Here is a 23653-nt window from a genome sequence, read left to right on the forward strand (position 1 = left end):
CACCCTGGGCTCCCGCGCACATGCACTTCGGCGTGGGCCGTAGTAACCGCCGGGTCTGCCCCCGCGCCCTTCCGACACTGTTCCACCCGCACCCTGGATTCCCGCATACGTTCACTTCGGAGTGGCAAACGCTCGCTTTCCTACTGCTTCGACGCGGCCACCAAACCATCAGATACCAAACTGCTCTATGAAGTTCTCAAGAAAACGCGCCTGGATAGTCTCCGGTGCTGGAGTGGTGGCGCTGACGCGGCCTCACTCTGCCATTGACCATGCGTAGGCCGAACCAGTTCAGCTGCTCGCACCGCTGTTGGATGTCTCATCCACCCATTTCCCGGGATCCAAGCAGCAGGGTTTCGATGCTCGAGAACGGGGGGGAGGGACCCAACACGACGTGGATCATGCTTCGCGATGAACGGCAGGGACTTCGGGAAAGCGCTGTTCGGCACTTCGATCGGGAGTTGGTCATGCCCGTTAGTGTGCGGCCGATCCAAGTTGGAGGCGGACGGTGAGAAGCCGTTTGAGGCCAGAGCGGTCGTCGCCGAAATCGCTGGCTGCGGGCTCCGAGCGTTCCTGCTGGGCCGGGAAACGGCTAGTCGGTGTCGAACCGACCGGAACCGACCAAGACCGACCGGGGGGTAGGAAGAATTTCGGGATCAAAAAGCCCGGAAATAAAGGGCGAAAGGGCCCTTCTATCTATCTATACCTACTTACCTACCTTAAAACACACACATATAGGGGCTCTCAAAGTGTTAATGTTCCCTCCTCCAAAACACAACACATCATTGTTCCCTTATGGAGATGTTGTTCCCCGGTCGGTGTGGTCGGTTTACCCCTCTTGCGACACCCAAAACCCCTAGAATCCGCGGCAAAACGGGTATAAATTAGACCGACCGGGGGTCGGTTTGGAGCTGGTAAGGGGTGGGATTCACCCCACAAAAGTAGGTTTCAGGGCGCCAGCGCGACTTTTTGCAGGTTCCTCTGCCGTTCACCCGGGAGCCGAGCTAAACCGACCGAGGTGGGTTCAGGGATCTCGATGCTTCCCTGCGCACCACTCCGGTCGGGTACGTGACCTTGTTTAGGAGGTGACGACACTGGCGAAGTGGGCACAGGCGGAGCCCGGCGCCTAAATTGCTGCTGTTCGGCTTTGTGGTCGACTGGGCGGCGCCCTCGTCCGGCCGTTCCAGACGTGGTCATGTCGTCTCGAGCTTCATTTCGTGGCTGAAGCCGTGGAGGTTTCCATGAGCCGTAGCTGGGGTCCGAAGGTCAGATGCTTGCCCTCGACACCCTAGCCATCGTTGCACGTGCCGCTGCAGGGCCTCACGCAACCTGTGAGATTGGCTCTTGGATTCCAACCAGTCGTAGGCCCGCGAAGTAGCCGAATCTTGCATCGTCCACGCTCATGCCGGGCACGGACTTCTGCCCTTGTCCAGGGCATACAGTTCTTCGGCCCGGTCGATGGAGTAGGGCAGGACGTTTGGCCAGGTAGGTCCGGCACATCGTCGAGCTGGTGCTTCCCTGCCTGCGACGTCGGCCCAGTACTGGTCCTGCTGGTAAGTCCCCGGAACGATGTCCACGCTCTGCGTCATCCCAGCTTAGACTTCACGATCTCGCTCACGGCCTTGCCGTCAAAGCGGCCGGCGATCTTGGGCGTCACGGACGGCAGTTCAGCTTCCAGGGGTCGCCGTCTGCGTCCGGGGTGACGTGGAACTGGAAAATGGTGTGGCACGGCGGCAACGCCATGTCGTTGATCCGGGCGACGTTCCAGGCGTTCACGATGTGCCGGCGGCTGAGCGGGGCCTTCACCAGACCCTCCAGCAGCACCTCGATCTGATCGATGTAGCCGCCACCCTCTGCTCCCGGAACGTCCCAGGGGCGCGACTGGTGGTCATAGACGGGTCCGAGGCTGCCGTTTCTTTGGCCCATTCTTTCCAGATGTTCAGGTTCTTGTCCCGAAGGGTGTGTTCGTTGGTGTCGCCGTCCAGGATTCACAGGAGCTCTTCGATGATGCCGCGGGTGAACACCTTCTTGGTAGTGATGAGCGGAAACGCCTTGCTCAGGTCATAGCGGATCGGGGCGCCGAAGATGCCGATCGTGCCGGTGCCGGTGCGGTCGCTGCGGTGGGGTGCCGGTCTCCACAACATGGCGGAGCAGGTCCTCATAAGGGGTGTTGGTCATGATGGCTTCCGTTGGGGGTCTCCTTGCTTCATGCAGACTCTTGGCTCGTTGCCGATGCCGGCGCTTCCCGAATGGGGTCAGTAAACAGTTGACCCCATGATCACCTCGGCGGATACTCCGCATATGAGCGCTAAGCCAACCGGCCAGGCTCGCCCGGATGATTCCGGCGGGAGGGTCACCTGGTCGAACTTCTGGAAGCGGCCAGAAATTATCTTTCCTGTCGCCATCGGCTTAGCTGCCTCGGTGTGGGGTGTTATGGCTGCACAGCCAGGGCCTGATCCCGTAGCAGAGTGTCGAAAGAAATATCCTGACGCGCAAGGGAAACCAGTCCGCATTGGAGTGAACACGCCCCAGACGTACAGCATCGAAGGCTGCAGGAGTCCAGGTATTCCGGGCGTCGGCGATGACGGGCTTTGGAAGGCCGACCTGCGCATCTACGGAATACCTGGATCTGCGCTAGCTGATCTGTACACCCAAATAGAAGTCTTCACGACCGATTGCTCGGCTGTTGGGCTCGACTACCTATTCGATAACCAAGGAACAACCGTCCATCACCGGATGACAGTTCAGAACGGGCAAACGGTATCGGGTTACACCGGCGGGGCGGAAAACGTCTTTTACCCGGCCACTCCAGATGATGTGCAGAACATGTCACCCTCCAAAGATCGACTGCTTGTCTACATCAACGGCAGGTATCAACTTGAGACTGTCAGCTGTGAAGAGGTCAGCGCTGTGACTCCGGTAATCAGACCTGAGGAAAGGTAGGTCTGCACGGGCACCGTCTCACCTCTGTGCCCTGGGCTGGACTTGAACCAGCGACCCGCGGTTTAGGAAACCGGCGCTCTATCCGACTGGGCTACCGAGGCATGTGGTGTGCAGATCATCACGATGGCAGCCCCGAGACTCCGCCGTGGACCCCCACGGTGGGGTGATGTGCGGCATTCCGTGGCACCAGCGACCACGGCCGGCCAGTTTGCTTCCCCGGGGCCCTGGTCGGACGGCTTCCCTCGGCCCGGGGCTGATCGCTTGATCCCGGCGCGTGCAATCTTCTATGCGGGAACTTCCGCGACGGCGGTCACTGGTGCTGCCGTCTTCGCGGCCTCCTCCGCCATGTAGAGCTGGTAGCAAGCTTCCATCGACTGTTCGGTGGTTTCAGCCTTGCCGTCGCGCAGGTCGCGAAGGTACGCCAGGACGCGCTGCTTGGGTGTCTCCTGCTGGTAGACCGAGCTCTCTCCGTCGTTGATCGGGTAGATGCGGTATGTGGTCGACCAGAGTTCCTCGAAGGTGTTCCACAAGGCACTGCCTTCGGCGTCGTTGGAGCCCATGTGGAACAGGTGCCCGAAGAAGCAGTTGGTGGCCCCGTCGGCTGAACGCACAGTCTTGACCCGCCAGGAGTCCTCTGCCGTGGCTTCCATGTAGGCGATGACCAGGTCCAGGGTTTCCAGCTGGCCATGTACCCACCGCCCGGCGCGGAGGTGCTCCGCCTTTTTCCTTGCGTCCATGGGGCCCATGTGTGCGGGCGCCGGAGGCTCCTTCACCGGAGGCTCCTTCACCGGAGCCTCAGTACCTTCGTCAAAGTTCTGGCGCTTCGTCCCTCAGGTCGTGCTTCCTCCAGTACAGGACTCACCTGTCACGACCAGCACGCCAAGGATTCGGGCGATGAAGCCGCCAGCGGTGGTCTCGGCATCTGATGCCTGGTTTCCGTCAACGGCCCCAGTTGATGTGGTAGCCGCAGGAGTGGCCTCCGCTGCGGAGACGTCTGTTGGACCTTCGGCGGCGGCTTCGGCCGGGGCAACAACGGCAGCAGCTGCACCACGGAGGACCATGGCCGCGGCGAGGAGCAGGGAGGCCAGCCCAGCGCCTCCGGCGGCGATGCGCTCACGCACGGTGGCCTCCAACTTTGCGGGCGAGGCGGCGCGGACGAATGATGAAGGCGTAGGCCGCAGCTGCCCCCACGGCCAGGATTCCGAGAACGGAGAACACCAGGACAGCTCCTGTTGGGGCTTCCGTAGATGCCGATGCGGTGTCCGCCTTGATCACGAGCCGCGCGGCGCTCTCTGAAGCCGTCGCAGAACCAATGGCTGACGGGCTGGCAGATGCGGAGGGCGCCTCGGAGGCAGCTGCCGTGTCAACGGTCGACTCTGCCCCGGCTTCCGCCGCCCCACCAGCTGGGACCTCTGCCTCGGCCGCAGGCGCTTGACCTGCAGGTTCGACGGCAACAGGAGCGCCGGGAATATTGGCCGGTGCCGGTACGCGGACGACAGCCGGGGCTGGCACCTGGGCGACCGGCCCAACGGGCTGGAGGTTCTGCTGCACATTGGCAGGGACAGGCACTGGTGCAGGAGCGGCCGGAGCTGGGGCAATGGGCGCAGGGACGTAGGCCGGCGGCGGAGCAGGTGCCGCAGATGGTGGGGCGGCTGGAGCAGGTGCCGCTGGCGGCGGGGCAACGATGCCACCCCCTCCCCCAACACTGCCCGTGCCCGGAGCCACACCGCCGGAACCGTCGACCCAGCAGTACTGGGCCCCGTTGGGCGCTATGGCGCAGACCTCGGCGGCGGAAGCAGGCGTGGCCAGGAGCAGTGGTCCGGCAAGGATGGCGAGGCATAGTCCGGCCCCGGTTTTGATGCGCATTGTTCCCCCAATTACGTGCCGGTAACGGACCGGCTAGGGATAGCGTATCCGACCTCGCCTTTTCTATATCCGCCGGTCAGACGGTTACAGGGGGCAAGCTCAACCAACGCATCGACCCATAGCGAGTGTGCCGGGACACCTCAGCCCCAGTACATCCTGCTCCGCCTGCATTCGGACAACAGTCCCTACCGGATTTCAGTACACCCGCGCTGTCCATCCAACGAGCGGGGCAATCAGTCAACCAGCCGATAGTCGTGCACCGATGGAGTCCCTTGCATGATGTCTTTGGTCCACACTCTGGAAAACCAACCCATGTCGAACTCGTATTCGCTGCCAGCTTTGAAGGATGCAGCCACTTCGTCTCGATTATCGAAAGTCACCCCAGGAGAGACGTAAATACTCCCGCAGTTAGTCGTCTCAACCATGACGCTTGCTGTTGAAGCCGAACCTCTGGAGCCACCAGAACTTTTATCGGGCTTTGCCGAGCTAACCTCGCATCGGATGCTCTCAATCCCTACAAAGTCCAGAGGGAGCATCACCATATAGAAAATGGTGTAGCCGAAGAACACTAATCCAGCCAGCTTCCAATACCATTTCATTTTTGGTCTAGGTGCCTTTTGGCTCTCGGCCCCGCCTTCTACGTCACTGCCGGTATGCGTCATTCCGTTTCCATCCCGGTTACCAGCCGTCCGCACGACGACCGGTGGAAGAACCAATCGCATGCCACATGCACTTTAGGCCGCCCTGGGTTTGGTAAGTGGCGGGTGAATCGGTCGGTCCGTGGCCGTGAACAGGGTGGCCGGGGCCCCACCTCCTGCACTGCGGGTTTTCCGTCCGGTGTCTTCGAGCTGGGGTGTCATCTTGCGGGTGAAATTCCCGGGGGCCAACTGGGCATTCCAGACCGCCTCGTACACAGTACGCAGCTGCGTCATGGTGAACTCGTCCGGCAACAGTCGGGCGGCCACCATGGTGTATTCCATTTTGCCGGCCAGCCGGTCCAGCCCATCCTGGAGAATGGCGCGATGGTCGAACGCAAGATTATTGCTGGCCAAGACTTCGTGGACGGGGTGCCAGGCGGCGGCCGCGGCGTCCGTACCGGCTGCGATCTCCGGCAACTCCTGTCCGTCGGTGGCGAGCAGGACAAGGTGGGCGACGGAGACAACCCGCATGCGGGGGTCCCTGTCCGGGGCGGTGTACGTGGCGAGCTGCTCGACGTGCACAGGCAGCTGGCCGAGCTCCAGCCCCGTTTCCTCGGCAAGTTCCCGGTAGGCTGCCTGCTCGGCTGATTCCTGGGGCCCTACGAAACCGCCAGGCAGGGCCAGGGCGTCCTTGAACGGGTGGCCGCCCCTGCGGACAAGGGCAGTGTTCAGCACTCCCCCGGTCACGGCGAAGACCACCAGGTCCGCGGTCAGGGCGATTGAGGGGTAGTCCTTGGGCTTGTAGTTGTCGAGGAATTCCTTCTCGGCCTTGGCTTCGGGCGTCATGCCGCGGCTCCTTCCAGGACAGTGCGGGTGGCCCACGGCGGGGAGCTGAAGCTGTTCCGCTGGGCGAGGATCAGGTCGATGATCTCGACGGCGGTCTTCATGCGCCGGTCGTGATCACCACTGACCAGTATCCATGAGTGGCCCTCTTCGGTCAGGGTTTCCTTGAACCATTCGGTCATCTCGGCCCGGCGATGTTCGCCTTCACGCCAGCCGTCATCTTCGAAGTCCACGCCGTCGTGGTCAGTGATCAAGTAGAGGTCGCGCCGGGGCAGGTTGTCCATGGCGTGGTAGGAGCCGTAGCTGCGCTCCCCCACGTAGAACCGCTCCCACAAGGTGGTGGCCAGAGTGTCGGTGTCGGCGATGACCAGCGGGCAAACGTCGGCTGCGGCGTTCTCCATCTCATTCTGTTTGGCGCCAATGATGCTGAAGTCCTGGGCTGTCCATTCCATGTCTGCCAGCTCTGCGTCCGGCTTCTCGGCGCGCAGGGCATCGAACTTCTCGTAGGTGTAGTCCCGGCCATATTCGGGGACATCCGCCAGCCGGGGGAACCGTGGCCGGTAGTGGTCCATCAGGGCTTTGGTGAGGGTGGTCGTGCCGGTGGATTCGGCGCCGACGATGATGATCCGGGTGGCCAGTTCCTGCCGGGCCGGGGCGATCACGTACGGCCAGGCTGCGCCGAGGTCGTCCCGGCAGAGCGTACCGCTGACCGGGTACGTGGTGCGGGACAGGTCCACGAGGACGTGCTCTGCCCCGAAGTACGCGGCCAGCTGGGTGCCGTATTCCTCCGAGCTGAAGACCGCGTCGATGGCATTGATCCCGTTGGTTTTCAGGGCCAGGCGCATGAGTTCGTTCTGTGCTTTCCAGATCTCCTCGGAGTGGTAGTCCTCCGGGCAGTCGTTCCGCATCGCGATGACCTGGACGTTGGTGTCCTCGAACTCGGTGGCCAGCCACTCGGCCCGCTCGGCGACCGTGACCGACTCGAAACGGTTGCCCAGGACGAGGACTGCGACTTTTTCGGACCGGGCAGCGGCGGAGGCGATCAGGTGGGCGTGGCCTGCGTGCGGCGGGTAGAACTTGCCGATGACCATGGACTGCTTGAACATTTCAGGCTCCTGCGGGGACGGTGGCGACGGTGAGGGTGGTTTCGGTGGCACGGGTGCGCTTCCAGTCGATTAGCCCGTAGATGCACAGGGCGAGGAAGCCGATGTAGAGGATGCCGGTCAGTGTCAGGCCGCGGCTGAAGTAGAGCGGGATGGAGACCACGTCGATGAGGATCCACACGTACCAGTGCTGGAAGATCTTCTTGGCCTGGCCGTAGGTGGCAACCAGGGAGGCGGTCAGGACGAAGGCGTCCGGCCAGGGCACCTGAGAGTCGGTGCCGTGGGTGAGGACCATCGCGACGGCGGCGGTACCGGCCAGGGTGGCGACGATGCCGAGAACGGCTTCCCTGGTGGTGGTGTCCCGGATGGGAAGGTCATTCTTTGCGGCGGTGGCTTTGCTGCCGCGGATCCAGTTGATCCAGCCGTAGATGGCGACGGCGGCGAAGATGACCTGCAGAACGGTTTCACCGTAGAGGCCGGCGCCCAGGAACAGGATGATGAACGCGATGTTGTTCAGGATCCCAATCGGCCAGTTCCACAGCTTCTGCCTGGCGACCCCGTAGACGCAGGCTGCTCCGGTGACGAAGCCGATGATTTCGATCCAGCTGACGGGAGCGCCAAGGAGGTTGGGAATTGCTGCGGAGTTCATCCAGTCGAGCAGGGCTGTCATCGTCATTCCGATCGTCGGTCTTCGTTATTCTCATACTGAGAATAACCTAGTTCTTATCAGAGTGACAAGAACTAGGGGCGTGACCTCCGTCGCCGACAGATGGCCGGCTGCGCAACCTCTGAACCCACGTCAGAGCTTGAGCGATTTGAGGTACCGCTTGAGGAGCTTGCGGAAGAGCTTCTCGAACTCGTCGCTGGTGAGTGAGCCGGCGTAGTCGTCCCCGGTCACCCCGCTGATGCCCACCTGCTCCGCTTCTCCGACGGACAGCGAGGCGTAGTCGTTGCGGAAGCGGAAGTAGAAGCTTTGGCCGAGGATGGTTCCCTGGGCCTGGAAGGGGCAGGCGCCGCCCTGCTCCGTGATGGTGCGGGTGGCCAGGACAAGGTCGGTGAGCTTCGGGACTGTTTCGGTCATGACTGCCTTCGATTCCGGGCGGCCATTCCGCCCGTTCCAGTCCCATGTGTGCGGAGAAGGACGGCGACCTCGTCGGCGGCCAAAGCCGGAAGCGTCTAGGCCGCGAGGAGCTGCACCTCGCCCTTCCCGAGCGGGTTGGCCTCGGGGAGCCGCATCCCGGGGCCCAGGACCAGATATTCAGTCCCGACGCGGGAACTACCGGCCGTGTAAGGGATGTCGAACTCGACGACCTCTGAGCGTGGGTAGAGCAGAGGTATCTGCGGATGGGCGTCGTAGGTGAGCAGCCATGGGGCGGTAAGCCGGTTCAGGGCACGGGCCAGGCGCTCATGGAGGTCGTCATTCATGCCGATGGCATAGAGGGCGTTGCCCACCCCGATGTAGGGCGGATCCACGAAGCAGAAGACCTCGTCCTGGATTCCCGATGCCGGCAGGTCCTCCAGGAAGCTGATGCCGTCCCCTGTGAACACCTTAAACCGGTCCCCCAGTGCGTGGACGGCGCGTATGCGATCCGCCAGGGCCGGGGCGTTGAACCGTGCGCCGATGGTGTCGCGACCCGTCTGCGCGGACATGTGCGTTTCTGTCGGCCGTCGGGACTAGGGCGGACCACCCTTGGTCCAAGGTGGTCCACAACCGGTCCAATGTGGTCCACCACTGGCCCACGGATGGTCCACGGGGTGGGCCACAACTACTGGTCCATGGGTGGGCCAGGCCGGTCCACAGCCCACTGGATGTGTGAACCAGAACGGCCCCACACTGCTTGAGGGGTGTCCTCGTACGGCTGAACGGCAACGTGATTTTCGGTGCCTTCCCCGCCTCGATCATGCCGATCAGCCTGTTCTTCGCCGCGAGACTACAGGACAGCTGGCTGTTGCTCCCCCGGTCGGCACAATGTCCCAACGGCGCAAACGGGCCATGACCCGACTGATCCAAGAAAGGGTTGGACCAGAACCGTGGACCAGCTTGGGGCAATTGCCGGACCACCTGCGGGGCAGCGGTACCAGTTAGTGGACCGTCCGTGGACAACTTGTGGGCCACCCCTCTGGACCAACCGGGCCAAGGCTGAAGTGAAGCCGGAGCGCATCCTGGAACGGGCCGGCCAGAAGCTCTCTCAGCGGGCCATCGCCCAGCAGTTGGGAACAGCAAAGTCCACAGCTGCACGGGTCCTCGCGGAGCATGCCGAGTCCCACGGTGGATCCTCAGAAAAGGCGACAGCGCTGTCCAAGGCCTAGGGGTTGTAATTCACAGCAAATTGGGCACGACCAGGGCGCGTCGCGGGAACGCACATGCGATGTTTCATATTTGTGCTGGTTCCGCCACGAATATGACATGGCGGCCCAAGGCAAGCTCCTGGGCGGACAGAGGCAATCAATAAGCCATCGCGGAGCATCCGTATTGCGGACGTGGTGGAGTGTCGCCATCCACGTGGTTGGAAGCTGAAACCTCCGCACAGGACTCGGGACTTGCGCATTCAAGACTGGGCTAGCTCAACTCCGACAGATAGCGCTGTACGACGTCGTACTTGACCCGGCCGCGGGGGTTGACCTCGATGCCGTTCTCTGCCGCCCAGGCACGCACGGCCTTCACATCAGCCGCAGGCGCAAGGCGACGGATGGTAGGGACAGACTTTGTGTTGCCCGCCGCCTTCCGGCCGGCGCCTACAAAACGTGCCAGAACGCTGCGCAGCTCGTCGGCATTCTGCCCGGCCAGGTCAATCTCGTACTCGGTTCCGTCCAGACTAAAGCGGACGGTTTCGGTCGCCTGGGATCCGTCGAGGTCATCAATCAGTTCAATCACAGTGCGTGTAGCCATCCGAAGATCCTAACCATCCTGCCTGCTCAGCGGCGGGTGCAACGCTGATGAGGGTGCACATGATCCCGAGCACAACCGGGCCTGCGGCTACGCGCGAGGTATGCTGGCACCGGATGATGTCCTCATCGGCACGAACCATCCTGCTCGTCCTCCCAGCCGCCGTCGAGCGGCGCCGGCTATTCTTGCGCCCACCAGTTTCGGAATCGGCAAGGCAAAGAGCCGACATATCCCGCTGGACCGTGTAGAGGCCACCGACAAGCTATTCCGACCAAACCGCTCCCGCACGGCGGCGAACCGCTACCATCGGGGCATGGGTGGACTTGAAGATGCCGTGCAGCGTCAACTAGCGGCGCAGGCCCGTGCCGAAGAGGAAGCAAAATTGGAATCGCAACACCGCGACCAAACAAGGGAACGAGCCGAGGACTATCTCTTCTCGCAGTTCCAGGACCTGGCGCAGTATCTCGGAACAAGACTCAAACCCCGTAGGCTTGAACTCGGTCAAACCAGATTTCTTGGGCTTAGGGCCTCTTCCCCCTACGGATTCGTGTGGCGGGACGAGAGGAATCAGGCATGGAGCTACTTTCGAACCGAGATGATTCTCCCGACTGGGGACATCTGGAGGTACTCCCTGGAAGGGGGCCACTACTCCCCGTCTACTCGTCAAATCCGCGGCAGCAGTTCCCGCCTCCGGGGGGCCCTGCGGCAACGTTTTTCCGTCTTCGGCTACTACTTTAGCGTTGACCCCTATGGGAACCTGCTCGTCCAACAGCAGTACGGCCGAGAAGACATGCCCACGCCTTATCTGTCCATGGAGAACGTCAAAACATACCTGGCCGTGGAATTCCTCAGACGCCATTCAGGCCAAGTCACCGTCACTCCTTAGCTCGAAGCACTAGCCCGGCGCGCGGCCAACTGCACGAACTCCGGAGCTCCGCACACATAGGGCCCATGTCACTCCGCATCCGAAAAGTCCTGGGTTACGCGCTGACCGACGTCGAACCCGCTGACCCGCGCATCAACTGGAGTCACCCCTGCTGGATCCCGGGATGGCTCTGACCTTCACCGAAGAAGGCCGAGTCCGAGATCTGGGAGAAGGACCTCCAGCGCTACAGCGAGCAGGCCGGGGTCTGATGAAGACTGAGGACATGAACCAGCCCGGATGGATGCGCGAGCAGCTGAGCAAGGAGTTCACCCAGCAGGGCCACCGCATGGCCGATCGGCTGCGCCGGTCCGCCGCCGCCCGCGCCGACGGCGTGGCCATCACCCTGGTCAGCGGGTAACGCTCCTTCACCACTCAGGCCATGGTCCGTGAAAGCCACATGTCCGCGCTCGGAGCTGAAGCAGCCGAGGTTGTCAGCGCACGCCCGGGCCACTCCGAACACCAGACCGGCTGGGCCATGGACATCGGTGACGGCAGCGGGACATGCAGCATCACGGCATGCTTTGCGGATCAGCCGGCCGCAGCCTGGGCGGCAGCGAACGCCCACCGCTTCGGTTTATCGTCCGGTACCCACCGGGAGCCCAGCACATCACCGGCTACGCCTACGAACCCTGGCACCTTCGATACGTCGGCGCCGACGCGGCCGCGATCATTGCCGCCGGCGGCATCACTCTGGAGGATTACCTCGGTTCTGTCGGTGAGGGCTAGGTCATCCGCGGGAGGGGTCGGACCCCCGACCCCCTTCACTGTCGATGAACACCTGGACCGCCACGACGTGCGCCTCCGTCAACCCCTCGTCGGGCACCGGCTTCTCCAACAGCACAGGCTTGCCGTAGTCGTGGGCCCACTCGTGCACGTCCGGTCCAAGGACGTCATCGATCCACACGACCGAGTCCCAGTCCGCCTCGCCGGCAGCATCCATCCGGTCCAGCCATCTGGCGATTGACCGCAGCTTCGGCGTCGGCTCATCTAGGTCGCTGTCCTTCATCGCCAGGGTCACGCGCAACGGTTCCACCTCGAGCTGCAGCTGGTCCTCCAGACTGGACACGACGTCTGCCGGCGAGGTGGACACCCATGCGATCCGGCCCTTTGTGGCGAGCCGCCGCACCAGGGCAACCTTCCCGTCCGACAGCTGCGGGTCCGGGCTGTCGCCGTCCCCGCGGCGGACCTTGGGGTTGAGCACGCCGTCGATGTCGAGAAGGATGATCGGCTTCATGGACGTGACCCTAGTCCGTCCGCGTGCCTGGCGGTAGCCGTAAAGCCAAGGGACCGATGGCGCCCAGACCAGCTGCTACCCAGCTGCTAACGCCAGCCAGATGACCTGCCGCCTGCCAGGCATTGAGCGTCCGCATGGATGCCCTCGTTATCGTCCTCGAACACTCCTCCGCAGTCGCTGCACTGAAACCGGAAGCCGTTTGCGCTGCCGATGTAACGGGGGTTCTCGCTGATCGCGCGGAGCCGTGCCGCCCTTGCGTCCTTGGCCGCCTGGCGTTCCTCGATCTCCTTCGCATCTCGGGCCTCAGACATCCAATGCGCCCAGCGCCTCGGTCCGTTGAACTCCGGGTCACCTTCCTGAATGACGGCCGGCCGATGCACCGGCGGCACGCGGAAAACGGGCTCGTGACCGGAGGCTTGACTCTGTATGACCCGTACGGGCGCCAGAGGTGTTGGGGCCGGCCACGGGGTGAACACCGAAAAATCCACCTCTGGGGAAGTACTGTCTTCGGCGATGACCGACCACTTGGCCAGCGGGAGCGACGTGACCCATCGTCCCCAGATGACGTCCTTGCACACCGGACATGTGAAAGCCCGTGAATTGCCCTTGAGCCGGTGGACGCCGGCCTTCTCCAGTCCGCTCCCGGACTCGGTCAGCCAGCGATCGACATACGGACGGGCCTTGTCAAAGTTCTCCGACCTTGGCATCCACTGCTGATCGCCGGCCTTCGACGTTCCCGGGTCAGTCGATAGCCAAATCAGCGAGGGATGACCCGCCTCCAGGCAGCGGACGACACTCGCCCAGATAGTTGTCTCCGCAAAGACAGGCTCCACGTCGGGGAGCTCCGGTGCTGCCGCAGAGTCAACAAACCGTGCCATCCGTTCAGCTTCGACAAGCGCGGCTCTCTCGTCCGCGAGCCGCTTCTCCTCCGCCAGTTGCTCTGCCTCTTTCTGGGCGGCAGCCCGACGCTCTTCTTGCTCCCGGGCCAGACGGTCTGCTTCTTTTTGTGCGGCGGCGGCCCGCTCTGCTCCCTCCCGGGCCAGGCGTTTGCGCTCCTCCAGTTGGTGCCGCGGTGTTCCGTGCGGCCACCGGAAGGACGGTCCCAGGACAGTGTCCACCATGGCCCCGACCCGGCCCATGACTCCGGCGATGGGCTGGTACTCAATCCAGTTCATGAGGTCAGCCGGCGCCTCGGGCAGGGGGCTGGTCTTGCCGAAGCCGGTCACGATCATCGGCAACCGCACCGTGACGTGGTCGAGGCTCGCGGGCACTACCCACACTGGTCCGATGCCGTCATCGATGTAGCGCTGGGAGCGGCGGATGTACTCTTCTTCGGTCTGCTGCGAGAGCTGGACTTCGAAGGCAAGACGCTTCCCGCTGCCGTGGGTGGCCATGACGTCAGCGGTCCATGCCCGCTCCGGATGGGAGACCTCCACATCCGCGCTCCAGCCAGGGGCCGCGTTTATCCTGTCCTTCAGCGACTGCTTCATTATCAGGTGCTGATCCGACTCGGACTTGTGCTCAACCCTGCAGTCCACGGATGGATAGTGCGCGAAGAATTGCCGGCCCTTAGGAGAGGTCACGCGTTTTGCCCGCAGCCCGCATTCAACCAGTACGAGGTCCGCGTAGTCGACCCTGGTGTTCAACGCCCGCCACAGCGGATGCGGCATCTCGGTCGCGTCGACCCTTTCATCATTCACGTACGCCACCAACTGCATCCAAGCCCCCGTCCCGGCAGTAAATCCTGGCGGTCAATCTACCTTCCGTCTTACGCCTGCCGCCATCAACATCTCTTGACTCCACGGGCCGCCTGTCGGCTCTCCGGACGCGCGGCGTTCGGGCGGGCGATAGCCTCAGGCCTTGCCGGCCTGTGAGTGCCCGTGACCGCTGTGAGTTTGGTCGGTGGAAGGTCGGAGGTCGGCATATTTAAGAGGGGCTCAGGCGCTTCGCGCCTTCGCCCGGACCCTTTGAGTTCCCCGGTAAGTTTTCCTTCTCGTCCGTCACACTGTTCGTCTTCTTCTTGTTGACCTCTTGGCTGCTGCGCGGCCTGGCTGTTCGTTGGCGCGGCGCCCCGGGCTGAGCGAGGACCTGGGCGTTGGGCGCTGCGCGCCCTGGTCCGGTGCGGGGCCCGCCCGCCTGGTGCCGGCGTCGCTGCGCTCCTTGGGGCACCCGGCTGGGCTGCCTTCACTGTTGGCCTGGGCTTTCCCTGCGGGGCTAAGGCGGCTGCGCCGCCCGTAACGTTGGACTGGTCGTTGGCTTCTCGTTTCCCCTGGGGCTTCTGGCTGAGTGGTTAGGCGCTTCGCGCCGGGGAGTTGGCCCGAAAGGATGGCGTCTCGTGTCACGAATCGTTGTCTGCTCGTTCCCCTGTGAGTGTTCCCGGCCCGGCTGCCGCCGGCCCTTTCCCTCCTCGTCCGGCTGATCGTTGTCGGTCCGTTGACCTGCTGCTTAGCAGCGGGGGCTTCTCATGAGATGGCCTGCCTGCAAGGACGGGGCCTTCGGCCTGGAGCCGGACTTCGTCCGTCCGGGGGACTGTTCGTTGGCCGCACGGATCGTGTACCGTCTCGTGCCACGCCGAGATGACTTTTCGTTCCTCCTCGCTGCTCGCGCAGCGCGATGACGGATCGATGACTTGACGCTTCCACTCGTCGATGACCCCTGCCCTCCCGGGGGGGAGCCCCTAACACCACGAGCCCTCTGCAGGACAAGGCACCGACTGTTCCACGACGTGTCCGCGCGAAGCGCTACCAAGCCGGCTCACGGTCAGCCGAGGCTGGGTGATGAGTGGCTCATCCTGGGGCGGCGCCCCTTGCTAGGCGGCGGCAGGCTGACGGGCCGGGACGGCAGCCCCGTCGGATTGGGGGTCCGCCGGAGGGCCATGATGGGTGAGGCCCAGGGCGGAGCCCGGCCACCGAATGGGACGAAGGCCAGCGGCCCTCAGGGCTGCTCCTCTGCGACGGATGCCGCACACAGGGAGATACAGGCGGGATCCGAGAAGATGAGGGCTCCTTTCCTCCACAAACCACACGTGGGAGAGGCCTGAAGCGGGGGTGAGGGGCCCGATCCCGGCTTCCGGGGATAACCGGGTTTTCCATTAGCAAAACGGTGATTCAGAATCGCGGTTATCCGGGGTGTGAGGTTTCTCAGCGCCAGGGGCTGGCTCTACGCATGGTACTAAGGGTCCACGCTCTTCCATTTGCCACAGGGGCACTTGGAAACCACCATGTCCACCTTCGCCTAGGGCTACGCCCGGCCCATCCCTGCAGGAGCAGTCCCATCGCCACGCTGACCCCACGCGGCATCGCGGCCGCCGACTCAGTCCACGCCTCGCTCATTCCGTCCGCTTGTTCTGACGATGAGCTGGCCACCCACTCCCGCCGCGACCCGTACTGGGACCGTCTGTGGGCGCCCGGTTCCCAGGCCGCTTGGTCCAACCGGCCCCTGCTTCAGCAGCGGAAAGAGGCCAAACCCTCGTCGGTGAACGCCCGCTACCTCCTGGATGAGGACGAGGCAATGCGCCTGCTCACCATCAACCAGGGCCGGCGCGAACGCCTGGCCGTATGGGGTGTCATCGATTCCTGGCGGACCGTCTCCGCCGAGCAACTGGCGGCCATGACCGGGTCACGGCTGTACCTGAACTCTGCCTCCTCCAACCTGGCCGCGTCCATCTCCCTGCTCCTGCTGGACGTCGGCACCTACTCCGCACCTGGCGTCTCCGACGGGGCCTTGGACCGCAACTCCCTGTACCGGCCGTCCAACTCCGAGACCTTCGACAAGCTGATCGCACCGGAGCTGACCTGGCCCGAGTGGATCTCCGTCACCGGCGGCTATCCCTGGTCCGGCGGTGGCCAGTACGACCGGCACAACCTGCTCTCTACCGAGCTCGCCCTGCGCGCGGCCGAGTACCTGCCGATCGGCGCTGTCCTGGGCGAGAAGTTCTCTACCGTTGATCTGCTCGCCGGCACCGGCCTGGGCAAGAAGGTGAAGAACCCGGACAACCGCCGGGCTGATGGGACCATCGTCCGCACGGACGGGCTGCGCATCGCGTACGAGCTGACCGCCACCGCCTCCCGGTCCCTGGAGAACAAGGTCCGCCGCTGGGCGCAGCTAATCAACGAACGCCCGCTGGAAACTTCCGGGCTCACCGTCGTCTTCATCGCCGCACCCCACCCGGACCGGCCCAAGGACAGGTCCGGCGATCCGCGCCATGAGATCTACCGCCGGGTCGCCGCAGTCCTGAAGGAGTTCCCCGGGACCGGGACCGACTCCCCCGCCGCACGGATCGGCATCGCCGCGTGGGACGAGTGGTTCCCGGCCCGCCATGAACTGTCGGAGGACTTCTTCACCCTCGCCGCCGACTTCGCCCTCAACAACGTGCACGGCCCCGGCAAATGGGTGAAGCGCCAGTTGCTAGGCGACTACGCCTTCACGCCCTGGCAGACCTTCGACGCCACCGCCGTCGTTGACCAGGCACCACTGCTGGCGGCAACGCCGCACTGGATGCGAGGCGGCGACCGGACACACTTCATTGGCTCACCCATGGACCGTGCCGGCGAAACGGCACCCGTGCCCGGACCCGTTCGGCCTGAGCTCTCCCGCGGCCGCGCCCTCGGCCAAGGAACCGGCAGCGCCGGCGACGCGAAGCTCCCTCCCCGGCTACGGCTGTAACCCGGGCCGCCGTTCGTAAGTCGCCACGCCGATCAGCCCTTCGCCGTGGTCGAAGACAGAAGCGATTATTCTCGGTGAGCTATCAACCGTATTTCTTCAATTGGATCCAATGAAACTTTCAGTTTTGCTCGTCGTCCTGCTCGCTGCTGCCTTGGGCGCTTGTTCCGCCCCTACGACGACTCCGACCGCTGCCACTGCCACCGCTTCATCGCCTAGGGCCGTCACCACAAGCGCCGCGCCCACTCCAACCGCCGACCTCGAGCCGACCACCTTGAAGGAAGCTTTAGCCATAGCCAATAAGGAGCAGAGCGAGCCCATCGCTGCAGTCGGCGCAATGGAGGACTTGTACCGGCAGGCCGAGCCTGCACTGAGGCCGGGCATGACCGATAACGGGTGGTACAAGATCGAGATCATCAGGATCAACACAAGCCTCGGGATGCTAAAGGACAGCTTGAGTGACCGCGAAGTCATCCTCGGTGTGAAGCAGTACGTGGCCATGATGGAAGCGGAAGCGATCAGGCAAGGTAAGGCGTAACCTGCCTGCGGCGGCTTCTGGAGATCGATTTGCCAGTCAAAAAACGCCCCGACCAGCACGATGCTGGCCGGGTCGTTCTTCGTGCCGGGGATCAGTTCTTCTTGAGATTTACCGTCGTCGTGGTACCAAGGGCGCTGACCTTGTAGCTGATGGTGTCGCCTTCGTACTTGAACTCCTTGGCGTCGTCAGTGGATGCCAGGAGCGCCGTGTCGGTTGCCGCCGCGTCCCTCTGTGAGGTCCAGGTGTATGGTTCCGTGGCGTCAGTCGGCGCAGCGAACGTTCCAACCCAATAGATCGAGGTCGTGCTGCCGCCGTCGCTGACCCATTCGACGGTGATGGTGTCGGCGGTGATCGTGGCCTGCTGGTAGGACTTCTCGCTGTTGGGGTTGCTCTGCTTCCATGCCCCGGTCAGGTCAGGAGCCTTTTTGGGTGCTTCTTCAGTGGTCTTGGAATCGGCAGCACCTGCCGGGGCGGTGCTTGCTCCGCCGCAGCCTGTCAGGGCAAGGGCAGCAGCAAGCACGAGGGGTGCGATGAGTTTCTTCATGAATCACTTTTACATACTCATCCGACGTTTTTTCACCGCTCCCGCGGCCCCGCATGGTGGCGCTGGTTACTCTTCTCTTGGGAAGTGCCAGGCACCCAACGTCCCCCGGAAGTCCAGCGCTGAGCTTCCCTACCGGATTATGACGCGGCCCGGCAAGTCACATGCCCGGCCGTGACGTACGATTCCGTTATTTCATCGAATCATGGGGGACCAATTGAATAAGCTTTTCCCGGTCGCAGCAGCAGCTGCCGTCCTGGCGCTGACCGGCTGCGGCGGAGGATCCAGCGCCGGATCGCCGGAAGCCGCACCCGAAACCACCAAGGCGGCGTTCACAGCAGACCAGACCTGCCACCAGCTCTTTGCCAATGGTGATGAGGGCCGGATGTTCGGAGCGGTGGCCTTCCTGTCCAACCTCCCTGACGCGATCACCAAGTCCGATCAGACCAAGGCGAAGATCTTCGCCACCGATCTCGAGTTCGTCGGCAACACCGCCAATGACGAGCTGAAGCCCCTGATCACCGACATGGCCAAGCCGCTGAACGACCTGGCCGCCGCGCAAGGGACCAGCTACGAGTTTGTAGCTGAGCCGTTCAAGGCGGCCGCCAGCAAGGTCGTCGAGATGTGCCCGAAGCAGGCCAAGGAGTACGACGACGAGAAGGCTGCCAAGGCGGCCCTGGAAAAGGCAGAGGCCGACATCGCCGCCAGGAAGGCAGCGGAGGAAGCCGCAGCCAAGGCCGCCGCTGAGGCTGCAGCCGCACCGAAGGAGTACGCGGGCTTCGGGGACGACGTTGTCACGATCACCAAGCACGGCACTGGCCCCCAGGTTGCGATCATCCAACACACCGGCGGCAGCAACTTCGCCGTCCACACCCTGGACGCCACGATGGACACCACCGACCTGCTGGTGAACGAGATCGGCAACTACAGCGGCACCGTTCTGTTCGATGCCCGCAGCCGGGACCAGACGACGGCCCTGAAGATCACCGCCGGCGGCAACTGGACGGTCAAGCTTGTCCCGCTGACGAGCGTTCGGTCCTTCGACGGTTCAGCGCCGATGACCGGCCACGGGGACGATGTCTTCTACTACAAGGGTGCCGCCAAGCCGGCGACCTTCACGCACAACGGCACGTCCAACATAGCGGTGCACACGTACGGTACCCGCCCGGACCTGCTCCTCAATGAGATCGGCGCCTACACCGGCACGGTCGTCTGGGCCCCAGGGCTGTACAAGGTGACTGCTGACGGAGACTGGTCCGCGACTTTGAAGTAACGACGCTCAGATGGAGCCGCCTGCCCGGATGCACCACAGGGTGGGGACCGCCGCGGTTCCATCTGAAAGTCTTTGGCCATAGAGAAGCCGTCCCGTGCCAACGGGACGGCTTTTCCATGGGGGCAGCCACGGCCGCCGCCAAGCGATCCTCTATGGAATCGGCCCGAAAGGGTTGAAAGTCCTGTGGAGCTAGGTGCACATGCGGTGAGGTAGCTACTACCGAATGGCCAAGGGGTACATCGGCCCCTCCTAAGCCCCGCATGCTCTTCTGTTAAATCAGCATTACGCGGGAGCCCACGGCTGGCGCCTAGATGAGTTGGTCCAACTTCGTCCAGAACGTTTCCCGCAGCGCCCGCCGGATTCCCTGCAGGTCAGTCTTGTATTCGCCGATCCGCTGGGCGCAGTCCTTTAGGAGCACCCGGTCGATGTCGGCGGGAAGGATGGGCCGGTCGGCCAGGAGTTCGTTGAGTTCGCCCTGGGTGATGGTGCCGTACCAACTGGCGGCGACACTTTCGCCAACGTCGTGCGCGACGTCCATGGCGCTGTCCTCGGTGGGGAGGATGGTGGGCCCGGATCCCCCGGAGCTATAGACGAGGTGAGCCTCGGTTTTGTGTGTCCGCGGCGCCGGCAGGACCATCCGCTCCCGTGCTGGAGGGCCGGGGCGGGCTGCAAGGTCGGACGGGCGGGGACCGGGGGCAGGTATGGCAGGAGACGGGACAGGTGGCCGGACAGCCAAGGCCGGGGTGGGCCGTGGTGCCTCGGCGACGGTTTTGGTGAAGCACTCCTCGATGAGCGAGGTCGGCAGGGTGATGATGCTGTCCACTCGCAGGGCGAGGTGTTCGGCCACGGAGGTGACGCCGAGCCGGTGGTTGGGGTTGTCCAGGCCGACGAGGACGACCTTCATGCCCAGGTCCTGGGCTTCCTCAACGGCCTCTGCCAAGTCATCGTCGCCGGACATCAGGAAGGCGACGGAGGCGGCCCGGTTCCGGGCCACGCCAACCAGGTCCAGCCCGAGCTTGAGGTCCACGCCCTTCTGGTCCCCGTTGAACGAGATCCGGCCCAGGCGGACCTTCACATCCGGGAGCAGGCCGATGGTTTTGTGCTCGTCAGTGAAGAGCGCGTCCTTGGAGGCGTCGTACCAGTAGACTCGCAGAACATCGAGGCCTGAATGCTCCGCGGTGCGCTTCAAGATGCCCTGGATGAGCTTCTCGTAGTTGACCTTGAAGGCCGACCGGAGGGAGGTGCCCGCGACGTGCGTACCGCCTACTGCGAGGAGAAAGCCGGCATCAACAAAAATCGCACTCTGGGTCACCATGGACTCAACCGTACAGGCAGGTACCGACCCCCTTGGAACGGTTCAGCGCTTGACGGGACTGGCCTGTACCAGTCGGCGAAAGCAGCCAGTTCGAGCTCCAGTTCCTGACCCTTGCGGAGGACGTCAACGTATCTGGATGCTCCGAGGGAACGCAATGGAGCGACCATCCAGGCCGCGAAAACGTTGTGCGGGACCTTCAGGTCCAGCGCCACGTCGAAGAGCCTCATCACGGCAGGATCAGGTTCGCCGTCGCGGAACTGAAAGCCGGGACAGAAGGTGCCGTCGCAAATGCACCCCCGCATAAGCTGCGGCAAAGGCCGGTCCGAGCTGGCGCGGAACCTGGCGGTCGCATCCGCAAGCGGCTCCGTACCAAACTCGGGCCTTATTCGGTCCCAGGCATCGTCACCTACCGCTGGCCAGAACCTTGGCTCAGCCTACACATTCGATGCAGTAGGCGTGGCCGTTCTTCTCCTTGGCGACCTGGGAGCGGTGGCGGACCAGGAAGCAGGAGTAGCAGGTGAACTCGTCGTCTGCCTGCGGGATGACCTCTACGACAAGTTCCTCGGCGATGAACTCGCCACCTGGGGTGAGACCGTCGAAGACATCCGCCTCGTCGAGCTCCAGGACGACGGACTTCGCATCGGGTGCTTTGGCGGACTGCAGGGCCTCCAGGGAATCGTTCTGGGATTCCTTGACGTCAGTGCGCAGTTCGTCGTAATCGGCTGCCACGAAGGTGCTTCTCTTTTCTGTTGATTCGGGTTTGTCCGACATGCAACGTACACGATGTTGACCCTATTCCACAGCGGGCAGACTGAGGCGCAAGAGGAGGCACAGCAGGCTCCTGAGCGCTTGCGGTTCAGGGCGGGACTAGCTGAGCCTCGGGGAGGTTGCCCCCGGACGGATGGAGTGTGGCTCTACCCGTTTGTGAAAAGCCAAACCGGCGAGCCCTGCGGCCCAAATAATGGAGGTCCAGCCGGTGACCGGGCCAAGGCTTCCCGCATGGTCTGGGTAGACGGTGCTCACCGTTCCGAACCAGGCAGCGCCCGTAGCGACGATAAACACCATGAGGCGCCAGCCCGGAAGCCTTATCGAAAGCAGCGCTCCAGCCAAAGGGATCACCAATCCTGCGGCGGCCTGTATCGGCCAGTGGTCGAAATCCCAGGTGAGGTCAACAGGATCCCGCCCCTCCCGCGTTGCTGTCGCCATCTCGGCGGCAAACATAACGGCGACGGGAAGCGCGAGTACCGATAGGGCAAGGGTGGGCCAATGGAACGTGCCGGCCGTACGGAGTGCCTTGAGTTCCCTGTTTCCATCCGGTAGGAATTTCACAGCGGACGGGATCAGCAGACCCGCAGCTATCGGCAGGTGCCCGGGGCGGACGGACACAATTGCGGCAGCAAGCACAGCGGTCGCTGCTGCAACCGGAATCAAGGCCGCCGAGGCGTTCTCAGGGCGTGAACCGAGGACGCAGAGCGGTATACCGACGAAGAACGTGAACAGGACGCCCCAGCCCGTCTCCAGCAAGTAGCTCTCGGTGAACTCCGGCCGGGACTGGAAGAACAATGGAACGCTCAGGTCGATGAGACCAAAAAACAGCAGCAAGACGAATAGCCCTGCGATCCAGCTGATCCACCGGACTGTCCTGCGCCTCTCCTCCTCCTCGTTCATGGGCAAAGAGTCCTCCCGCCGCTCTCCCGCATAAAGAAGGTTTCTCCCGGCCCTGGGCAGCGCGGACATCACCATCCGTTTTCAATGCGGCAAAATGGGCCCATGTGCGGAAGATACGTGATGTCGAAAGCCACAGGGGACCTGCTCTCTGCCTTTGAGGCCAAGGAAGTCGAGGGCACGCCTCCGCCGCCGAGCTGGAACGTGGCACCCACCCAGGCCGTGCCGATTGTGGCTGAGCGTCTGGATGAAGGCAGTATCGAGCGACATCTGCTGATCGCCCGCTGGGGCTTGGTCCCGTCTTGGGCAAAGGACATCAAGATCGGCTCTAAGCTGATCAATGCGCGCAGCGAATCGATCCTCGAGAAGCCCTCGTTCCGGAAGGCTGCGGTGAAGCGCAGGGCCATCGTCCCGGCCGAAGGATATTACGAGTGGCAGAAGACCGAGGACGGCAAGAAGATCCCTAACTACCTGTACTCGGAGAAAGAACCGCTGCTGGGCTTCGCGGGCCTGTACGTGTGGTGGGCTGACCCTTCCTTGCCGGAGGACGATCCGGAGCGGTGGCTGCTTAGCTGCACGGTCTTAACCACAACGACGCAGGACGCATTGGGACACGTCCACGACCGGAGCCCGGTCATCATCCCGCGGGACCGGTTCGCCGAGTGGCTGGATCCCGACCTGACCGATAAAGCGGACGTGCAGCACCTGCTGGACTCCCTGCCGGAGCCGACGCTTACCCCGAGAATCGTCAGCGACCGCGTGAACAGCGTCCGCAACAACGGGCCCGAGCTGATCGAACCGGCCGAGTGAGCAGCTTCCAGACCACGGTCGCGTTTCCCAATGGGCTGCTCTGGCTCATGTCCGAGGACAACAGGCAGCTGGAAATTCCAGACATCGACGGGGTAGCCAACTTCTGGTCCAGCCACAACGCGTGGGGGGTCGCGGTCCAGCACGACGCCGACGGCGAGGTGCGAGTAAGTTTCAGCGCCGACCCGCCTCAGGACCCGGCCCTTGCATTACTACATGAGGGCGTGCTCCACTCCAGCCGCCGGCTAATTGAAGTGCAGTCGGTCTACATCAACCCCGTCGCCCGCTTCCGGACCAGCTCCACAGCGGCGCCAATCCGCATCTGGGGTGACGACCCGCGGCAGCCGGAGCGGGTCCACATTCAGTGCCGGGACATCGACGGGGGGGTGACTCGTAATCGTTGAGGAGTTGCGCCA

28 protein-coding genes and 1 pseudogene are annotated in these 23653 nt (G+C 63.5%); 10 read left to right on the forward strand and 19 right to left on the reverse strand.

The window, feature by feature from the left end; translation table 11 throughout:
• Nucleotides 1-1397: 1397 nt before the first annotated feature.
• The 3 genes from AC5RWA_RS14975 to AC5RWA_RS14985 all read right to left on the reverse strand — a co-directional run bounded on the left by AC5RWA_RS14975 (nucleotide 1398) and on the right by AC5RWA_RS14985 (nucleotide 2141).
• A complete protein-coding gene (locus tag AC5RWA_RS14975; protein WP_494058155.1) occupies nucleotides 1398-1586 on the reverse strand; it encodes a hypothetical protein in 189 nt (62 codons plus the stop codon).
• A 64-nt stretch (nucleotides 1587-1650) separates the two neighbouring features.
• Nucleotides 1651-1923 (reverse strand): thymidylate synthase, encoded by a 273-nt coding sequence (locus AC5RWA_RS14980; protein WP_494058156.1) that lies wholly within the window; start codon nucleotides 1921-1923, stop codon nucleotides 1651-1653.
• Between the two features lie 62 nt (nucleotides 1924-1985).
• Nucleotides 1986-2141, reverse strand: coding sequence for a thymidylate synthase (locus AC5RWA_RS14985; RefSeq protein WP_494058157.1), 156 nt, complete (start codon nucleotides 2139-2141; stop codon nucleotides 1986-1988).
• Nucleotides 2142-2271: 130 nt separating this feature from the next.
• On the opposite strand from AC5RWA_RS14985, the gene AC5RWA_RS14990 reads away from it, so the two are divergent.
• The gene (locus AC5RWA_RS14990) at nucleotides 2272-2940 is read left to right on the forward strand and encodes a hypothetical protein (RefSeq protein ID WP_494058158.1); all 669 of its coding nucleotides are present in this window, start codon (nucleotides 2272-2274) and stop codon (nucleotides 2938-2940) included.
• A gap of 284 nt (nucleotides 2941-3224) precedes the next feature.
• On the opposite strand, the gene AC5RWA_RS14995 is transcribed toward AC5RWA_RS14990, so the two are convergent.
• The 9 genes from AC5RWA_RS14995 to AC5RWA_RS15035 all read right to left on the reverse strand — a co-directional run bounded on the left by AC5RWA_RS14995 (nucleotide 3225) and on the right by AC5RWA_RS15035 (nucleotide 9040).
• Nucleotides 3225-3713 carry a hypothetical protein gene (locus AC5RWA_RS14995; protein ID WP_494058159.1) on the reverse strand — a complete coding sequence of 163 codons (489 nt, stop codon included), beginning with the start codon at nucleotides 3711-3713 and terminating at the stop codon, nucleotides 3225-3227.
• Between the two features lie 57 nt (nucleotides 3714-3770).
• A complete protein-coding gene (locus AC5RWA_RS15000; protein ID WP_494058160.1) occupies nucleotides 3771-4061 on the reverse strand; it encodes a hypothetical protein in 291 nt (96 codons plus the stop codon).
• A complete protein-coding gene (locus tag AC5RWA_RS15005) occupies nucleotides 4054-4806 on the reverse strand; it encodes a hypothetical protein (protein WP_494058161.1) in 753 nt (250 codons plus the stop codon). The genes AC5RWA_RS15000 and AC5RWA_RS15005 overlap by 8 nt, the downstream gene beginning before the upstream one ends.
• Before the next feature lie 233 nt (nucleotides 4807-5039).
• Nucleotides 5040-5468 (reverse strand): hypothetical protein, encoded by a 429-nt coding sequence (locus tag AC5RWA_RS15010; RefSeq protein ID WP_494058162.1) that lies wholly within the window; start codon nucleotides 5466-5468, stop codon nucleotides 5040-5042.
• A 72-nt stretch (nucleotides 5469-5540) separates the two neighbouring features.
• The gene (locus AC5RWA_RS15015; protein ID WP_494058163.1) at nucleotides 5541-6290 is read right to left on the reverse strand and encodes an NUDIX hydrolase; all 750 of its coding nucleotides are present in this window, start codon (nucleotides 6288-6290) and stop codon (nucleotides 5541-5543) included.
• The gene (locus AC5RWA_RS15020; RefSeq protein WP_494058164.1) at nucleotides 6287-7393 is read right to left on the reverse strand and encodes an AAA family ATPase; all 1107 of its coding nucleotides are present in this window, start codon (nucleotides 7391-7393) and stop codon (nucleotides 6287-6289) included. The genes AC5RWA_RS15015 and AC5RWA_RS15020 overlap by 4 nt, the downstream gene beginning before the upstream one ends.
• Nucleotide 7394: 1 nt before the next feature.
• Complete coding sequence (pnuC, locus tag AC5RWA_RS15025) at nucleotides 7395-8066, reverse strand: nicotinamide riboside transporter PnuC (RefSeq protein WP_494058165.1); 672 nt, start codon at nucleotides 8064-8066, stop codon at nucleotides 7395-7397.
• Nucleotides 8067-8189: 123 nt separating this feature from the next.
• On the reverse strand, nucleotides 8190-8471 hold the full coding sequence (locus tag AC5RWA_RS15030; protein WP_494058166.1) for a hypothetical protein: 282 nt from the start codon (nucleotides 8469-8471) through the stop codon (nucleotides 8190-8192).
• Between the two features lie 95 nt (nucleotides 8472-8566).
• On the reverse strand, nucleotides 8567-9040 hold the full coding sequence (locus tag AC5RWA_RS15035; protein ID WP_494058167.1) for a DNA adenine methylase: 474 nt from the start codon (nucleotides 9038-9040) through the stop codon (nucleotides 8567-8569).
• A gap of 381 nt (nucleotides 9041-9421) precedes the next feature.
• Here AC5RWA_RS15035 and AC5RWA_RS15040 point away from each other — a divergent pair, with 381 nt between their 5' ends.
• A complete protein-coding gene (locus tag AC5RWA_RS15040) occupies nucleotides 9422-9700 on the forward strand; it encodes a helix-turn-helix domain-containing protein (RefSeq protein WP_494058168.1) in 279 nt (92 codons plus the stop codon).
• Nucleotides 9701-9950: 250 nt separating this feature from the next.
• On the opposite strand, the gene AC5RWA_RS15045 is transcribed toward AC5RWA_RS15040, so the two are convergent.
• Nucleotides 9951-10280, reverse strand: coding sequence for a histone-like nucleoid-structuring protein Lsr2 (locus AC5RWA_RS15045; RefSeq protein WP_494058169.1), 330 nt, complete (start codon nucleotides 10278-10280; stop codon nucleotides 9951-9953).
• A 100-nt stretch (nucleotides 10281-10380) separates the two neighbouring features.
• Here AC5RWA_RS15045 and AC5RWA_RS15050 point away from each other — a divergent pair, with 100 nt between their 5' ends.
• The 3 genes and pseudogenes from AC5RWA_RS15050 to AC5RWA_RS15060 all read left to right on the forward strand — a co-directional run bounded on the left by AC5RWA_RS15050 (nucleotide 10381) and on the right by AC5RWA_RS15060 (nucleotide 11928).
• A complete protein-coding gene (locus AC5RWA_RS15050) occupies nucleotides 10381-11163 on the forward strand; it encodes a hypothetical protein (RefSeq protein WP_494058170.1) in 783 nt (260 codons plus the stop codon).
• Between the two features lie 262 nt (nucleotides 11164-11425).
• On the forward strand, nucleotides 11426-11560 hold the full coding sequence (locus AC5RWA_RS15055; protein ID WP_494058171.1) for a hypothetical protein: 135 nt from the start codon (nucleotides 11426-11428) through the stop codon (nucleotides 11558-11560).
• Between the two features lie 39 nt (nucleotides 11561-11599).
• A pseudogene (locus AC5RWA_RS15060) lies at nucleotides 11600-11928 on the forward strand (M15 family metallopeptidase).
• 1 nt (nucleotide 11929) lies between these two features.
• Here AC5RWA_RS15060 and AC5RWA_RS15065 read toward each other — a convergent pair.
• Both AC5RWA_RS15065 and AC5RWA_RS15070 read right to left on the reverse strand, forming a co-directional pair.
• On the reverse strand, nucleotides 11930-12436 hold the full coding sequence (locus AC5RWA_RS15065; RefSeq protein ID WP_494058172.1) for an HAD domain-containing protein: 507 nt from the start codon (nucleotides 12434-12436) through the stop codon (nucleotides 11930-11932).
• Between the two features lie 86 nt (nucleotides 12437-12522).
• Entirely contained in the window at nucleotides 12523-14145 is a 1623-nt protein-coding gene (locus AC5RWA_RS15070) for a competence protein CoiA family protein (RefSeq protein ID WP_494058173.1), read from the reverse strand.
• Nucleotides 14146-15910: 1765 nt separating this feature from the next.
• Between AC5RWA_RS15070 and AC5RWA_RS15075 the strand changes: the two genes are divergently transcribed.
• Together AC5RWA_RS15075 and AC5RWA_RS15080 are read left to right on the forward strand one after the other, a co-directional pair.
• Complete coding sequence (locus AC5RWA_RS15075) at nucleotides 15911-17101, forward strand: hypothetical protein (RefSeq protein WP_494058174.1); 1191 nt, start codon at nucleotides 15911-15913, stop codon at nucleotides 17099-17101.
• 109 nt (nucleotides 17102-17210) lie between these two features.
• Nucleotides 17211-17636, forward strand: coding sequence for a hypothetical protein (locus AC5RWA_RS15080; RefSeq protein WP_494058175.1), 426 nt, complete (start codon nucleotides 17211-17213; stop codon nucleotides 17634-17636).
• A 91-nt stretch (nucleotides 17637-17727) separates the two neighbouring features.
• Here AC5RWA_RS15080 and AC5RWA_RS15085 read toward each other — a convergent pair whose 3' ends face one another.
• Nucleotides 17728-18180, reverse strand: a complete 453-nt coding sequence (locus tag AC5RWA_RS15085; RefSeq protein ID WP_494058176.1) for a hypothetical protein — start codon at nucleotides 18178-18180, stop codon at nucleotides 17728-17730.
• A 214-nt stretch (nucleotides 18181-18394) separates the two neighbouring features.
• Here AC5RWA_RS15085 and AC5RWA_RS15090 point away from each other — a divergent pair, with 214 nt between their 5' ends.
• Complete coding sequence (locus tag AC5RWA_RS15090; protein ID WP_494058177.1) at nucleotides 18395-19450, forward strand: hypothetical protein; 1056 nt, start codon at nucleotides 18395-18397, stop codon at nucleotides 19448-19450.
• Between the two features lie 307 nt (nucleotides 19451-19757).
• Here the strand turns inward: AC5RWA_RS15090 and AC5RWA_RS15095 are convergent, their stop codons facing one another.
• The 3 genes from AC5RWA_RS15095 to AC5RWA_RS15105 all read right to left on the reverse strand — a co-directional run bounded on the left by AC5RWA_RS15095 (nucleotide 19758) and on the right by AC5RWA_RS15105 (nucleotide 22433).
• Entirely contained in the window at nucleotides 19758-20765 is a 1008-nt protein-coding gene (locus AC5RWA_RS15095; protein WP_494058178.1) for an NYN domain-containing protein, read from the reverse strand.
• Nucleotides 20766-21194: 429 nt separating this feature from the next.
• A complete protein-coding gene (locus AC5RWA_RS15100; protein WP_494058179.1) occupies nucleotides 21195-21494 on the reverse strand; it encodes a DUF4193 domain-containing protein in 300 nt (99 codons plus the stop codon).
• A gap of 138 nt (nucleotides 21495-21632) precedes the next feature.
• Nucleotides 21633-22433 (reverse strand): hypothetical protein, encoded by an 801-nt coding sequence (locus AC5RWA_RS15105; RefSeq protein ID WP_494058180.1) that lies wholly within the window; start codon nucleotides 22431-22433, stop codon nucleotides 21633-21635.
• Nucleotides 22434-22535: 102 nt separating this feature from the next.
• Here AC5RWA_RS15105 and AC5RWA_RS15110 point away from each other — a divergent pair, with 102 nt between their 5' ends.
• Both AC5RWA_RS15110 and AC5RWA_RS15115 read left to right on the forward strand, forming a co-directional pair.
• Nucleotides 22536-23240: an SOS response-associated peptidase gene (locus AC5RWA_RS15110; protein WP_494058181.1), complete on the forward strand. Its 705-nt coding sequence runs from the start codon at nucleotides 22536-22538 to the stop codon at nucleotides 23238-23240.
• Nucleotides 23237-23641, forward strand: a complete 405-nt coding sequence (locus AC5RWA_RS15115) for a hypothetical protein (protein WP_494058182.1) — start codon at nucleotides 23237-23239, stop codon at nucleotides 23639-23641. The genes AC5RWA_RS15110 and AC5RWA_RS15115 overlap by 4 nt, the downstream gene beginning before the upstream one ends.
• Nucleotides 23642-23653: the final 12 nt, after the last annotated feature.

It is taken from the genome of Arthrobacter sp. 210 2, assembly GCF_059093025.1.